Origin of the sequence: Pseudomonas sp. LAP_36, assembly GCF_019456785.1 — a bacterium.
In the GTDB taxonomy this organism is placed as follows: domain Bacteria; phylum Pseudomonadota; class Gammaproteobacteria; order Pseudomonadales; family Pseudomonadaceae; genus Aquipseudomonas; species Aquipseudomonas tritici.
In genome coordinates this window covers 113,966-128,970 of the sequence record NZ_JAHZMS010000006.1, presented here as the reverse complement: position 1 = coordinate 128,970, position 15,005 = coordinate 113,966, and the positions used below count along the sequence as shown (strand labels likewise).

General features: G+C 60.2%; 11 protein-coding genes. All 11 read left to right on the top strand.

What is annotated here, in order from left to right; translation table 11 throughout:
* The first annotated feature begins 223 nt into the window (after positions 1–223).
* The 11 genes from rnr to JBO08_RS19580 all read left to right on the top strand — a co-directional run bounded on the left by rnr (position 224) and on the right by JBO08_RS19580 (position 14,986).
* Positions 224–2,860 carry a ribonuclease R gene (rnr, locus tag JBO08_RS19630; RefSeq protein ID WP_220074871.1) on the top strand — a complete coding sequence of 879 codons (2,637 nt, stop codon included), beginning with the start codon at positions 224–226 and terminating at the stop codon, positions 2,858–2,860.
* Positions 2,857–3,618, top strand: a complete 762-nt coding sequence (gene rlmB / locus JBO08_RS19625) for a 23S rRNA (guanosine(2251)-2'-O)-methyltransferase RlmB (RefSeq protein WP_065889097.1) — start codon at positions 2,857–2,859, stop codon at positions 3,616–3,618. Before rnr ends, rlmB begins: the two co-directional genes overlap by 4 nt.
* Before the next feature lie 321 nt (positions 3,619–3,939).
* On the top strand, positions 3,940–4,362 hold the full coding sequence (gene rpsF, locus JBO08_RS19620; protein ID WP_003236224.1) for a 30S ribosomal protein S6: 423 nt from the start codon (positions 3,940–3,942) through the stop codon (positions 4,360–4,362).
* Between the two features lie 28 nt (positions 4,363–4,390).
* A complete protein-coding gene (gene rpsR, locus JBO08_RS19615) occupies positions 4,391–4,621 on the top strand; it encodes a 30S ribosomal protein S18 (protein WP_002551829.1) in 231 nt (76 codons plus the stop codon).
* Positions 4,622–4,657: 36 nt separating this feature from the next.
* Positions 4,658–5,551: a hypothetical protein gene (locus tag JBO08_RS19610; RefSeq protein ID WP_220074870.1), complete on the top strand. Its 894-nt coding sequence runs from the start codon at positions 4,658–4,660 to the stop codon at positions 5,549–5,551.
* Between the two features lie 18 nt (positions 5,552–5,569).
* Complete coding sequence (gene rplI, locus JBO08_RS19605; RefSeq protein WP_003171376.1) at positions 5,570–6,016, top strand: 50S ribosomal protein L9; 447 nt, start codon at positions 5,570–5,572, stop codon at positions 6,014–6,016.
* Positions 6,017–6,126: 110 nt separating this feature from the next.
* Entirely contained in the window at positions 6,127–7,521 is a 1,395-nt protein-coding gene (gene dnaB / locus JBO08_RS19600) for a replicative DNA helicase (protein WP_003217484.1), read from the top strand.
* Positions 7,522–7,618: 97 nt separating this feature from the next.
* Entirely contained in the window at positions 7,619–9,919 is a 2,301-nt protein-coding gene (locus JBO08_RS19595; protein WP_065874352.1) for a YgiQ family radical SAM protein, read from the top strand.
* Between the two features lie 210 nt (positions 9,920–10,129).
* The gene (locus tag JBO08_RS19590; RefSeq protein ID WP_065874351.1) at positions 10,130–11,062 is read left to right on the top strand and encodes an NAD synthetase; all 933 of its coding nucleotides are present in this window, start codon (positions 10,130–10,132) and stop codon (positions 11,060–11,062) included.
* Complete coding sequence (locus JBO08_RS19585; RefSeq protein WP_065874350.1) at positions 11,059–11,508, top strand: hypothetical protein; 450 nt, start codon at positions 11,059–11,061, stop codon at positions 11,506–11,508. Before JBO08_RS19590 ends, JBO08_RS19585 begins: the two co-directional genes overlap by 4 nt.
* A 187-nt stretch (positions 11,509–11,695) precedes the next feature.
* Complete coding sequence (locus JBO08_RS19580; RefSeq protein WP_065874349.1) at positions 11,696–14,986, top strand: DUF2126 domain-containing protein; 3,291 nt, start codon at positions 11,696–11,698, stop codon at positions 14,984–14,986.
* The last annotated feature ends 19 nt before the right edge of the window (positions 14,987–15,005 follow it).

Sequence of the window (15,005 nt, the reverse complement as noted above, 5' to 3'; positions counted from 1 at the left end):
GCATCAACAACGTTGCCGTCGTCGATGGCGCGCACTATACGGAGTGGGATTTGCACTGTAAACCCCCGCTATCAAAAAAAACTGGAAAATAGCACCGACGGGCGTGCAAGCTGTATTTCGGAAGCTGTAAAGTGCTTTTAACGGCTTGTTCGTGCCTGAAATTTCCCGTTTCAATACGCGTATGCCAAACTAACCCGTATATAGACAAGGTGAAAACTCTCTAATGGCCGATTGGCAGTCCCTCGATCCCGAGGCCGCTCGTGAAGCGGAAAAATATGAAAACCCTATTCCTAGCCGTGAACTGATCCTGGCGCATCTCGCCGATCGGGGTTCGCCTGCTAGCCGTGAGCAACTGGTTGAAGAGTTCGGTCTGACCACCGAAGACCAGCTCGAAGCCCTGCGCCGCCGTTTGCGTGCCATGGAGCGCGACGCTCAACTGATCTACACCCGCCGTGGCACCTACGCGCCTGTGGATAAGCTCGACCTGATACTGGGCCGCATTGCCGGCCATCGTGACGGTTTCGGCTTCCTGATTCCGGACGACGGCAGCGACGACCTGTTCATGAGCCCGGCGCAAATGCGCCTGGTGTTCGATGGCGACCGTGCCCTGGCCCGCGTTTCCGGCCTGGACCGTCGTGGTCGCCGCGAAGGTGTGATCGTTGAAGTGGTGTCCCGCGCCCACGAGTCCATTGTCGGCCGTTACTTCGAAGAAGGCGGTATCGGCTTTGTTGTGCCGGATAACCCGAAGGTCCAGCAGGAAGTGCTGATTACCCCGGGCCGCAATGGCGCCGCCAAGGTCGGTCAGTTCGTCGAGGTGAAAATCACCCACTGGCCAACCCCGCGCTTCCAGCCACAGGGCGATATCGTTGAAGTGGTCGGCAACTACATGGCGCCGGGCATGGAAATCGACGTTGCGCTGCGCACCTACGATATTCCTCACGTTTGGCCTGACGCGGTGCTGAAAGAAGCCGCCAAGCTCAAGCCGGTAGTTGAAGAAAAAGACAAAGAAAAACGCATCGACCTGCGTCATCTGCCGTTCGTCACCATCGACGGCGAAGATGCCCGCGACTTCGACGATGCGGTTTACTGCGAAGCCAAGCCTGGCAAGCTGCGCCTGTTCTCCGGCGGCTGGAAGCTGTTTGTCGCCATTGCCGATGTGTCCAGCTACGTGAAGATCGGTTCGGCCCTGGACAACGAAGCCCAGGTGCGCGGCAACTCGGTGTACTTCCCTGAGCGCGTGATCCCGATGCTGCCTGAGCAGCTGTCCAACGGCCTGTGCTCCCTGAACCCGAAAGTCGACCGTTTGGCCATGGTGTGCGAGATGACCATCTCGAAAACCGGCGAAATGACCGACTACCAGTTCTATGAAGCGGTGATCCACTCCCAGGCGCGCCTGACCTACAACAAGGTCAGCACTATCCTGGAAACGCCGAAAACCAGCGAAGCCAAGGCCCTGCGTACCGAATACGCCGGTGTGGTTCCGCACCTCAAGCAGCTCTATTCACTGTACAAGGTGCTGCTGGGTGCCCGTCACGTACGTGGCGCGATCGATTTTGAAACCCAGGAAACCCGAATTGTCTTCGGTTCCGAGCGCAAGATCGCCGCGATCACCCCGACCACGCGTAACGATGCTCACAAGCTGATCGAGGAATGCATGCTGGCGGCCAACGTGGCCACTGCTGAATTTCTGAAAAAGCACGAAATCCCTGCGCTCTACCGGGTGCACGACGGTCCGCCGCCGGAGCGTCTGGAGAAGTTGCGTGCGTTCCTCGGTGAGCTGGGCCTGTCCCTGCACAAAGGCAAAGATGGCCCATCGCCGAAGGATTACCAGGCGCTGCTCGCGAGCATCAAGGACCGTCCGGATTACCACGTGATCCAGACCGTGATGCTGCGTTCCCTGAGCCAAGCGGTGTACAGCGCTGATAACCAAGGCCACTTCGGTCTGAATTACGAAGCCTATACCCACTTCACTTCACCCATTCGCCGTTACCCGGACCTGCTCACGCACCGTGCGATCCGTAGCGTGATCCATTCCAAGCAAAACACCCCGCACGTCAAGCGTGCCGGTGCGATGACCATTCCGAAGGCGCGGATCTATCCGTACGACGAAGCTGCGTTGGAACAGTTGGGCGAGCAATGCTCCATGAGCGAGCGCCGTGCCGACGAAGCCACCCGTGACGTAGTGAACTGGCTCAAGTGCGAGTTCATGAAGGATCGCGTGGGCGAGTCGTTCCCGGGTGTGATCACTGCGGTGACTGGCTTTGGTCTGTTCGTTGAGCTGACCGATATCTACGTCGAGGGTCTGGTGCATGTCACCGCCTTGCCGGGTGACTACTACCACTTTGACCCTGTGCATCACCGCCTGGCGGGCGAGCGCACCGGTCGTAGCTTCCGATTGGGTGATACGGTTGAAGTGCAGGTCATGCGCGTCGACCTCGACGAGCGCAAGATCGACTTCGGTATGCCCGAAAAGCCTGCCGAGGCGCCGGGCAGCCGTAAAAAACGTGGCAGCGAGCCTGCTGCGCCAGCCAGCAAGGGCAGAGGCACTTCCGCGAAAGCGGTAGCCGCCGAGCCTGCGTCAGCCAAGGCGGGTCGTCGCTCGTCTAGCAAGGAAAAGGCTCCTGAGGCCTACCGCCCAAGCGACGCAGCGGCGAAAAACGCCGAATTGCGCAAGAGCCGCGAGTTGAAGCAGCAGTTGCTCAACGAAGCCAAAAGCGGTGGTAAAGCGGCGTCTGGGGGAAAGTCTCGCGGGGACGAAAATCCGTCGAGCAAGCCAAGTAAACACCGTAAAGGCCCGCCCAAAGCGGGTTCGGCCCCCGCGAAAAGCGGTGGATCGCGCAAACCTAAGGCCAAGTCATGAGTCTGGAAAAAATCTACGGCGTGCACGCCGTAGAAGCACTGCTGCGTCACCACCCTAAGCGCGTCAAGCAAGTGTGGCTGGCAGAAGGTCGCAGCGAGCCACGCGTGCAAGCGCTGGTCGAGCTGGCCACCCAAAACAAGGTGGCTATCGGTCAGGCTGAGCGTCGTGAAATGGACGTGTGGGTTGAGGGTGTTCACCAAGGCGTGGTTGCAGACGTCAGTCCGAGCCAGGTCTGGGGCGAAGCCATGCTCGACGAGCTGCTTGACCGTACCGAAGGTGCCCCGCTGTTGCTGGTGCTGGACGGCGTGACCGACCCGCATAACCTCGGCGCTTGCCTGCGTTCGGCGGATGCTGCCGGCGCGCTGGCAGTGATTGTGCCTAAAGACAAGTCGGCCACCCTGACGCCAGTCGTGCGTAAAGTGGCCTGCGGCGCGGCGGAAGTGATTCCGCTGGTGGCTGTGACCAACCTGGCGCGCACCCTGGAGAAACTCCAGCAGCGTGGCCTGTGGATCGTGGGTACGGCAGGCGAGGCTGAGGTCAGCATTTATGACCAAGACCTCACCGGCCCGACCATTTTGATCATGGGCGCCGAAGGTAAGGGCATGCGTCGCCTGACCCGCGAGCACTGCGATTACCTGGTGCATTTGCCGATGGCTGGCAGTGTCAGCAGTCTGAACGTTTCGGTCGCGACCGGCGTGTGCCTGTTTGAAGCCCAGCGCCAGCGTGGCGCCAAGGCTAAGACCAAGCCCAAGAAGTAATCCGGCTTGGCGCAGTTCAAAATGTGGGAGCTGGCTTGCCTGCGATAGCATCACTTCGGTATCACTGATACACCGAGGTGCCTGCATCGCGGGCAAGCCCGACTCCCACACAAGCCCGCTCCCCCATTTGCTGTGTGGTGGTTGGAGGATTGTTCAAATAATCACCAATCACCTTGCGCCCTTCCTCCCCCTTCTCTACAATTGCGCCCCTTGCCTTCCTGGCGGGCACCGATGTGCCTCCCTTTGGCAAGATCCATAAGTGTCATTCACTCCTTGTCTGACCGTTTTTGAGCGGCAGGCTACAACCCGTAAGGAGCATTCATGCGTCATTACGAAATCATCTTTTTGGTCCACCCGGATCAAAGCGAGCAAGTCGGCGGCATGGTAGAGCGTTACACCAAGCTGATCGAAGAAGACGGCGGCAAAATCCACCGTCTGGAAGATTGGGGCCGTCGTCAACTGGCCTACGCAATCAACAATGTTCACAAGGCTCACTACGTGATGCTGAACGTTGAGTGCACTGGCAAGGCCCTGGCCGAGCTGGAAGACAACTTCCGCTACAACGATGCAGTGATCCGTAACCTGGTCATCCGTCGCGAAGAAGCCGTTACCGGCCAATCCGAGATGCTCAAGGCTGAAGAAAACCGCAGTGAGCGCCGTGAGCGTCGCGACCGTCCTGAGCACGAAGGCGCTGATAGCGCTGATAGTGATGACAGCGACAACAGCGATAACGCTGACGAGTAATCCACGGACCTTTTAAGGAGCCTATCAAATGGCACGTTTCTTCCGTCGTCGTAAATTCTGCCGCTTCACCGCTGAAGACGTGAAAGAGATCGATTACAAAGATCTCAACACTCTGAAAGCCTACGTATCCGAGACCGGCAAAATCGTTCCAAGCCGTATCACCGGTACCAAAGCACGTTATCAGCGTCAGCTGGCCACCGCTATCAAGCGCGCCCGCTTCCTGGCCCTGCTGGCCTACACCGACAGCCACGGCCGCTGAGACCGGGCAGTCGACAAGTAGTAAGGGATTGAATGCATGCGCGCCTTAGCTGAGTTCATCATGCGCGGTCGTGTGCAGGCCACTCTGGTAGTGGCTGGATGTGCAGCATTGCCGTTGTTGTATTGGTTGGGTGCTGCCGCTGGATGCCTTGTGCTCCTGCGGCGCGGTTTGCAGGGCGCCGTTGGCGTCCTGGCCCTGGGAGTGTTGGCCGCCTTGATCTGGTGGCTGCAACTGGGCGAACCCAAGGTACTTCTGGTACTGCTGGGGTCGTCGAGCCTTGCGTTGGTTTTGCGCGCAAGTGAGTCCTGGGTCCGCACGCTGCTGGTCAGCGTGGCATTGGGATTGGTGTTTTCGGTGTTGATTGACGCGGCTTTCCGCCCGCAAATCGAGGCGCTGTCGCAAGAGATCGTCAAGATCCTGCCGATGGCCCTCGGGGAACTCTACCAGCAGCTGTCGGTAGATGAGCGAGCGCGACTGGCAACACTGATTGCACCGGCCCTGATCGGCCTGATGGCGGTAATGATGCAGATCGTCAGCTTGTTGAGCCTGATGCTTGGGCGATATTGGCAGGCGTTGTTGTACAACCCGGGTGGTTTTGGTCGCGAGTTTCGCAGTATCAGAATTCCCGTGGGCCCGGCGATGTTGCTGCTTGCACTCATGGTTATCGGACCGAACCTTGGTTCGCAGATGGCCTTGATGGTGCTGTTTTGCAGCGTACCGCTGATGTTCGCCGGACTGGCCCTGATTCACTGGCTGGTCGCGCAGAAGCGTCTGGCCAAGTTTTGGCTGGTGGGGTTGTACGTAACGATGTTGCTGTTCATGCAGCTGATCTATCCGTTACTCGTGGTTCTGGCCATTGTCGACGGCCTGATTGATTTTCGCGGTCGTCTGGCGCCGAAAGACGCCGATAACGCGAACGGTGAAGGTTAAAAGTTAGAGGATTTTCACATGCAACTGATCCTTCTGGAAAAAGTCGCCAACCTGGGCAACCTGGGCGACAAAGTGAACGTTAAGGCCGGCTACGGTCGTAACTACCTGCTGCCATACGGCAAAGCCACCGCTGCAACCGCTGCCAACCTGGCTGCGTTTGAAGAGCGTCGTGCTGAGCTGGAAAAAGCAGCAGCAGACAAAAAAGCTTCGGCCGAAACTCGCGCTGCCCAACTGGCTGAGCTGGAAGTGACTATCACTGCCACCGCCGGTGACGAAGGCAAGCTGTTCGGTTCGATCGGCACCCACGACATCGCTGATGCACTGACCGCCTCCGGCGTTGAAGTGCAGAAGAGCGAAGTTCGTCTGCCGAACGGCACCATCCGCAACGTAGGCGAATTCGACGTAGCCGTGCACCTGCACGCCGAAGTTGAAGCCACCGTACGCGTTGTCGTGGTAGCAGCTTAAGCAAGACCCAACTGGCTGGCACCTTGCGTGACAGCCGGTTAACATCGGGCACGATCCTGTTCACAGGTCGTGCCTTTTGTTTTTTTACACACCCCTAATTCCAAGTGGCCATGAACGATATTTCAGCTCCCGAGCAATACGATCTGCAAACCGCTGCCCTGAAGGTGCCGCCGCACTCCATCGAGGCCGAACAGGCCGTGCTCGGTGGTTTGATGCTGGACAACAACGCCTGGGAGCGCGTGCTGGATCAAGTCTCGGACGGTGACTTCTATCGCCATGACCACCGCCTGATCTTCCGCGCCATCGCTAAGCTGGCCGATCAGAACTCCCCCATCGACGTCGTGACCCTTGCCGAACAATTGGACAAGGAAGGCCAGACCTCGCAAGTGGGTGGTCTCGGCTACCTTGGTGAGCTCGCAAAAAACACCCCGTCGGTCGCCAACATCAAGGCCTATGCGCAGATCGTCCGCGCGCGGGCAACGTTGCGTCAATTGATCGGCATTGCCACTGAAATCGCTGACAGTGCCTTCAACCCGGAAGGGCGTACAGCCGAGGAGATCCTCGACGAAGCCGAGCGGCAGATCTTCCAGATCGCCGAAGCGCGGCCGAAAACCGGCGGCCCGGTCAGCGTCAACGACCTGTTGACCAAAGCCATCGACCGTATCGATACCCTGTTCAACACCGACAACGCGATCACCGGCCTGTCCACCGGCTACACCGACCTGGACGGCATGACCAGTGGCTTGCAACCGGCTGACTTGATCATCGTCGCGGGCCGTCCGTCCATGGGTAAAACCACCTTTGCGATGAACCTGGTGGAAAACGCCGTTCTGCGCAGTGACAAGGCGGTACTGGTTTACTCCCTGGAGATGCCAGGTGAATCGCTGATCATGCGGATGCTTTCATCCCTGGGCCGCATCGACCAGACCAAAGTGCGTGCCGGTCGCCTGGAAGACGATGACTGGCCGCGACTGACCTCGGCCGTCAACCTGCTCAACGACCGTAAGCTGTTCATCGATGACACCGCCGGTATCAGCCCTTCGGAAATGCGCGCGCGCACTCGGCGCTTGGTGCGCGAGCACGGCGACATCGCCCTGATCATGATCGACTACCTGCAGTTGATGCAGATCCCCGGCTCCAGCGGTGACAGCCGAACCAACGAGATTTCCGAGATTTCTCGCTCGTTGAAAGCCCTGGCCAAGGAGTTCAACTGCCCAGTGGTGGCGCTGTCGCAGCTCAACCGCTCCCTGGAGCAACGGCCCAACAAGCGCCCGATCAACTCTGACTTGCGGGAATCCGGAGCGATCGAGCAGGATGCTGACGTGATCATGTTCGTGTACCGCGACGAGGTGTATCACCCGGAAACCGAGCACAAGGGCATCGCCGAAATCATCATCGGCAAGCAGCGTAACGGCCCGATCGGCACCACGCGCCTGGCGTTTATCGGTAAATACACTCGGTTCGAAAACCTTGCGCCAGGCAGTTACAACTTCGAAGACGAGTAAATGAGCGCCTCCAATTCCGACTGCAAAGGTCGGAATTGGTCAAATTTTGTGCTATATTCCGCGCCCGCGATTTTTCATCTCAACACCGGTCACCGTCATGCAAACAGCCAAGCCGTTATTTGACTATCCCAAGTACTGGGCCGAATGTTTCGGTCCTGCGCCATTCCTGCCAATGAGCAGGGAGGAGATGGATCAGCTTGGCTGGGATTCCTGCGACATCATCATCGTCACCGGTGATGCCTACGTCGACCATCCGTCGTTCGGCATGGCGATCATCGGCCGGCTGCTGGAGTCCCAGGGCTTCCGTGTCGGGATCATTGCGCAGCCGAACTGGCAGTCCAAAGACGACTTCATGAAGCTCGGCGAGCCGAACCTGTTCTTCGGCGTCGCGGCCGGCAACATGGACTCGATGATCAACCGCTACACCGCCGACAAGAAAATCCGCTCCGACGACGCCTACACCCCAGGCGGCATGGCCGGCAAACGCCCGGACCGCGCCAGCCTGGTGTACAGCCAGCGTTGCAAGGAAGCCTACAAGAACGTGCCGATCGTGCTCGGTGGCATCGAAGCCTCCCTGCGCCGCATCGCCCACTACGACTACTGGCAGGACCGCGTGCGTAACTCGATCCTGATCGACGCCACCGCCGACATCCTGTTGTACGGCAACGCCGAGCGCGCAATTGTCGAAGTTGCCCAGCGCCTGTCGTGGGGCCACAAGATTGAAGACATCACTGACGTGCGCGGCACTGCGTTCATTCGCCGTGACACGCCGGCAGGCTGGTACGAAGTGGACTCCACGCGTATCGACCGTCCGGGCAAGATCGATAAGATCATCAACCCGTACGTGAACACCCAGGACACCCAGGCTTGCGCCATTGAGCAGGAAAAAGGTCCGGTTGATGATCCGGACGAAGCCAAGGTCGTGCAGATCCTGGCCAGCCCGCGCATGACCCGCGACAAAACCGTAATCCGCCTGCCGTCGGTGGAAAAAGTCCGTGGCGACGCGGTGCTCTACGCCCACGCCAACCGCGTGCTGCACCTGGAAACCAACCCAGGCAACGCCCGCGCCCTGGTGCAGAAGCACGGTGAAGTGGACGTGTGGTTCAACCCGCCGCCCATTCCCATGACCACCGAAGAAATGGACTACGTGTTTGGCATGCCTTACGCCCGTGTCCCGCACCCGGTGTACGGCAAGGAAAAGATTCCGGCCTACGACATGATCCGCTTCTCGGTGAACATCATGCGTGGTTGCTTTGGCGGCTGCACCTTCTGCTCGATCACCGAGCACGAAGGCCGCATCATCCAGAACCGTTCCGAAGAGTCGATCATTCGCGAGATCGAAGAGATCCGCGACAAGGTCCCGGGCTTCACCGGGGTGATCTCCGACCTCGGCGGCCCGACCGCGAACATGTACCGCATCGCCTGCAAGAGCCCGGAAATCGAATCCGCGTGCCGCAAGCCGTCGTGCGTGTTCCCTGGCATCTGCCCGAACTTGAACACTGACCATTCATCGTTGATCCAGCTGTACCGCAGCGCCCGTGCGTTGCCGGGTGTGAAGAAGATCCTGATCGCCTCCGGCCTGCGCTACGACCTCGCCGTCGAGTCGCCGGAGTACGTCAAAGAGCTGGTCACCCACCACGTCGGTGGCTACCTCAAGATCGCCCCGGAACACACCGAGGAAGGTCCGCTCAACCAGATGATGAAGCCGGGCATTGGCAGCTATGACAAGTTCAAGCGCATGTTCGAGAAGTACACCAAGGAAGCGGGCAAGGAGCAGTACCTGATCCCGTACTTCATCGCCGCCCACCCCGGCACCACCGATGAAGACATGATGAACCTGGCCCTGTGGCTCAAGCGCAATGACTTCCGCGCCGACCAGGTGCAGGCGTTCTACCCGTCGCCGATGGCCACCGCCACCGCGATGTACCACTCGGGCAAGAACCCGCTGCGCAAGGTCACCTACAAAAGCGACGCGGTGACCATCGTCAAGAGCGAAGAGCAGCGCCGCCTGCACAAGGCGTTCCTGCGCTACCACGACCCGAAAGGCTGGCCGATGCTGCGTGAAGCGCTGACCCGCATGGGCCGTGCCGACCTGATCGGGCCGGGCAAGGAGCAACTGATCCCGCTGCACCAGCCGTCTACCGACAGCTACCAGAGCGCGCGTCGCAAAAACTCGACGCCGGCCGGCAGCCACAAGGTCGCCAAGGAAACCACCAAGATCCTCACCCAGCACACCGGCTTGCCACCGCGCGGCAGCGACGGCAGCAACCCGTGGGACAAGCGTGAACAAGCCAAGGCTGCGGCCATGGCACGCAACAAACAGGCGGCTAAAGAGCGCACCGACGCGGCCAAGGGCAAAGGCAAGAAGCCTGCGCGCAAGCCAGTCGTGCCGCGTTGATCGTAGCCTGAAAATGCAAAACGCCAGCCTCGTGCTGGCGTTTTGCTTTCTATTCGGTGGCGAGCCTGTTTGTTAAGGTGGCGACCATTAAATCGCCTTCGCGGGCAAGCCCGCTCCCACATTTTGATTTGCGAATACTCAAGTGTGGGAGCGGGCTTGCTCGCGAAGGCGTCGGCTCAGCCACCACCTATTTCAAGGAAGAACACCCCCATGGGCAACCCCCTGGCCGGCATCGGCATGGACTCCAACCGCTCCCAATTCATGGCGCGCCAGCGCATCGAGAGCCAGATCAACCTGCCGCGCCTGTTTGCGGCCATTGACGCTGACCCCGGCATTGTCGGCGCAGGTGTCGTGTATATCGATGCCGATTTCAACGTGATCACCCTGCGCGAGTTCAGGCCCATCTGCAGCATCAGGCCCAAGCGCATTATTTTGCGCGAGGCGCAGAAGTACATTTCGCCTGCGCAGTTTGTGGAACAAGTAAAGACCGATCCTCGGGAAGGACGCCTTCAAAAAGAGGCGTTTGATATGGGTCTTTCCTGTGGTGCGGCGGTAATCGGCTGGATCGTGGTGTTCAGCGGCAGTGTTGCGGTACCGTTCACGGCAGGTGCCAGTGCATTTGTGGTCGGCATTGGTATCACGGCGGCGCTGGCCAGCAGCGCGCAATGTGGGTTTGGCGTGGCGCGTACGTATAACGAAGTGCTTGATCCTGATGCCAATGACCGTATGGACGACGCCGAATGGTACGGCGCCGTTTCACCTATCCTTGACGCGGCCTCTTTGGTGGGCATCGGCACGGGTGCGTTGACCACCGTCAGGCTGCTCAAGGCCAACAAGGCCGCAGCATTGGGCAAGAGTTGGTACGAACTGCTCAAGGGCCTGAGCCGTCAGGAACGCAAGAAGTTGACCAAGGAACTGCTTAGCCTCAGGGACCCAAGCCTGACGCCCAAGCTACTCAAATTGCAGCAGCGCGCCGGCAAGCTGACAAAGAGCTACAGTTCCACGGAGATCCGTCATGCCACTTTGACCCAACTCAAGGATGCCTTGGGCGGGCTCTTGGGTATCTGGGGCAGCTATAGAACGGGTCACGTAGGCACTGCCGAGACCATTGCCATTGGCCTGTACGAGGACTTGACGGAATGAACGGCTTCCCCGAGATGGGCAGTTTCCTCGCCCGCTATTTCCCCGTGTTCATGGGGACGATTTTCATGGCGATCTTCTCCGGCTCAGCCTCGGTCTCCATGGCTGGCGTGACCTATTTGCGCGGTCTTGATCCCGCGCTCAAGGCCAACTATTCAGTAGGCGCGATACTGGCGCTAGTGGCGGTGCTGGTCTTTGGCAACGTCATGATCGCACGCGGCTATCCCTGGGCTACGCGGCTGGTGGCGGCTTACTTGGGCGCTTGTCTGTTGTTCGTACTGCCAATGATTCAATACGATCTCAACAAGCTGGTCTATGGCTCGGCTGTCCTCTTTCCGCTGTTGGGGTTACTGCTGCTCAATAGCAAACGCCACCGCGAAATGCGCAAAAAACTGTCCGAGATACGCCACCTGCGCCAAGCCGTAATCGCAAAGCGCAAAACCCGGTGATTGGGTAGATTCGCCACCCATCCTCACATTAACGCCACAAATATGTGCGGCGCCTGCACCACGACACCACCGTTGGCGCCGTTTTGGTGCTGTACTGCACCGGGTCCCACGATAAAGCGCAATGACGGCCGCTCTGGCATAAGTCTTGCGCGCTTTGTTTCCATGCCCTGGCTCGCAGGAGGCCGCCGTGTCGATTCATGTCGCGTTGCACCACGTTACGCATTACCGCTACGACCGCGCGGTCGAACTCGGCCCGCAGATTGTGCGTCTACGCCCGGCGGCCCACAGCCGCACGCGGATCTTGTCCTACGCGCTGAAAGTGCTGCCCGAGCAGCATTTCATCAACTGGCAGCAAGACCCCCAGGGCAATTACCTGGCGCGGCTGGTGTTTCCGGAAAAGACCAATGAGCTGCGCATCGAGGTCGACCTGGTCGCCGAGATGGCGGTGTTCAACCCGTTCGACTTTTTCCTTGAGCCCTACGCCGAAAAAATCCCCTTCAGCTACGCCGCCGATGAGCAGCGCGAGCTGGCGCCGTACCTGGAAACCTTGCCGCTGACGCCAAGGTTTGCCGCTTACCTGGCCGGCATCGACCGCACGCCGCTGCCTGCCGTGGATTTTCTGGTCGCCCTCAACCAGCGCCTGGCCGCCGATATCGGTTACCTGATCCGCATGGAGCCGGGCGTTCAGACCCCGGAGTTCACCCTGGAGAACGCCTCTGGCTCCTGTCGCGATTCGGCCTGGCTGCTGGTGCAACTACTGCGCAACCTCGGCTTGGCGGCGCGGTTTGTGTCCGGTTATTTGATCCAGCTGACTGCTGACGTCAAAGCGCTCGATGGCCCGTCCGGTACCGAAGTGGACTTCACCGACCTGCACGCCTGGTGCGAAGTGTATCTGCCCGGCGCTGGCTGGATCGGCCTGGATGCCACTTCCGGGCTGTTTGCTGGTGAAGGCCACATACCGTTGGCCTGTAGTCCCGATCCATCTTCAGCGGCGCCGATCAGTGGGTTGGTGGAACCGTGTGAGTGCGAATTCACCCACGAGATGTCGGTGGAGCGGATTTGGGAGGCGCCGCGCGTCACCAAGCCCTACACCGAAGAACAATGGCTGGCGATCCAGGCCCTGGGCCGGCAGATCGATGGCGACCTGCTCAAGGACGATGTACGCCTGACCATGGGCGGCGAGCCGACCTTCGTCTCCATCGACGACCCCGACGGCGCCGAGTGGAACACCGCCGCGCTCGGGCCGGACAAGCGTCGCCTGTCCGCCGAGCTGTTTCAGCGTATGCGCAAACACTACGCGCCCAAGGGCCTGGTGCACTTCGGGCAGGGTAAGTGGTACCCCGGCGAACAACTGCCGCGTTGGTCGCTCAATTGCTACTGGCGCCGTGACGGCGTGCCGATCTGGCACAACAGCGCGCTGATTGCCGATGAGCAGGAGGATTACGGCGCGGACGGCGTCATGGCTGGGCGCTTCCTGGCCAGTGTCGCCGAGCGTCTGAAGCTGCCGGCGCGTTTTGTGTTCCCGGCCTTCGAAGACAATTTCTACTACCTGTGGCGCGAAGGCGCGCTGCCGCAAAACGTCACCGCCCAAGACCCGCGCCTGAGCGACGACCTGGAGCGCGAACGCCTACGCAAAGTGTTCAGCCAGGGCCTGGATAAAGTCATCGGCCAAGTGCTGCCGCTGGCGCGTACGGCAGCGAATGACCGTTGGCAGAGTGGTCGTTGGTACCTGCGCGATAACCATTGCCGCCTGGTGCCAGGGGATTCGCCGCTGGGCTATCGCCTGCCTTTGGCCTCGCAGCCTTGGGTCACGGCGGCGGAATATCCGTTTGTGCATCCCACTGACCCCAACCAGGATCAGCCGGAGCTGCCGACCACCACCCAACTGCAAAGCCACGGCGAACCCGCACCCAGCGATGAGCGTGTGCCAAAGGTCGACGAGTCTGCGGACTGGCTGACGCGCACGGCGCTCTGTGCCGAGGCACGGGAAGGTCGGCTGTATCTGTTTATGCCGCCGCTTGAGCGCGTCGAAGACTATCTGGAACTGGTGGCTGCCATCGAAGCTACCGCCGAAGAACTGCATTGCCCGGTATTACTGGAAGGCTACGAGCCGCCGGCTGATACACGCCTGAGCAACTTCCGCGTCACGCCGGACCCAGGTGTGATTGAGGTCAACGTGCAGCCATCCGCCACCTGGGATGAGCTGGTGGAACGCACCGAATTCCTCTACGAAGAGGCGCGGCAAACTCGGCTCACCACCGAGAAATTCATGATCGACGGGCGCCACACCGGCACCGGTGGGGGTAACCACTTTGTGCTCGGTGGCGCCACGCCCAAGGACTCACCCTTCCTGCGCCGGCCCGACCTGCTGCGCAGTCTGATCAGCTATTGGCATAACCATCCCTCCTTGTCCTACCTGTTTTCCGGGCTGTTTATAGGCCCGACCTCCCAGGCGCCACGGGTGGACGAGGCGCGCAACGACGCGCTGTACGAACTGGAAATCGCTTTCGCGCAAATGCCGGAGCCCGGCGAAGAGTGCCCGCCCTGGTTGGTGGACCGCCTGCTGCGCAACCTGCTGATCGATGTGACGGGCAACACCCACCGCGCCGAGTTCTGCATCGATAAACTCTACTCGCCGGATGGCGCCACCGGCCGCCTGGGCCTGCTGGAATTGCGTGCATTTGAGATGCCGCCCCATGCGCGCATGAGCCTGACCCAACAATTGCTGCTGCGCGCCTTGGTCGCACGTTTCTGGCGCGAACCCTATGCGCCGCCGAAACTGGCGCGCTGGGGCACCGAGCTGCACGACCGTTTCCTGTTGCCGCACTTCATCGAGCAAGACTTTGCCGACGTGATCGTCGAACTCAACGCCGCCGGTTACCCGCTACGCGCCGAATGGTTTGCCGCGCATCTGGGGTTCCGTTTCCCCAAAGTCGGCGACTATGCCGTCAGTGGTATCGAACTGGAGCTGCGCCAGGCCCTGGAACCCTGGCATGTGCTGGGCGAGGAGGGCGCCGTGGGCGGCACGGTGCGTTATGTCGATTCGTCCCTTGAGCGCCTTCAGGTGAAAGTGACCGGGCTGCCGCCGCAACGCTACCTGCTGACCTGCAACGGCATTCCGGTGCCCTTGCAACCCACCGGGCGAGTCGGCGAGTTTGTGGCCGGCGTGCGTTATCGCGCCTGGCAGCCGGCCAACTGCCTGCAACCGACCATCGCGGTGCATGCGCCGTTGGTGTTCGATTTGCTGGATACCTGGATGCAACGCTCGCTGGGCGGCTGCCAGTACCATGTCGCCCATCCGGGCGGGCGCAATTACGACAGCTTGCCGGTGAATGCCAATGAAGCGGAAAGCCGGCGCATGGCGAGGTTTTTCCGGTTGGGGCATAGCCCTGGGACGCTTCCGGTGCCGGCAGTCGTCATCAACGATGAGTTGCCGATGACCTTGGACTTGCGGCGTTTCCCCAATAAAAATGACTAAACGCCGGTCCAGAATGTGG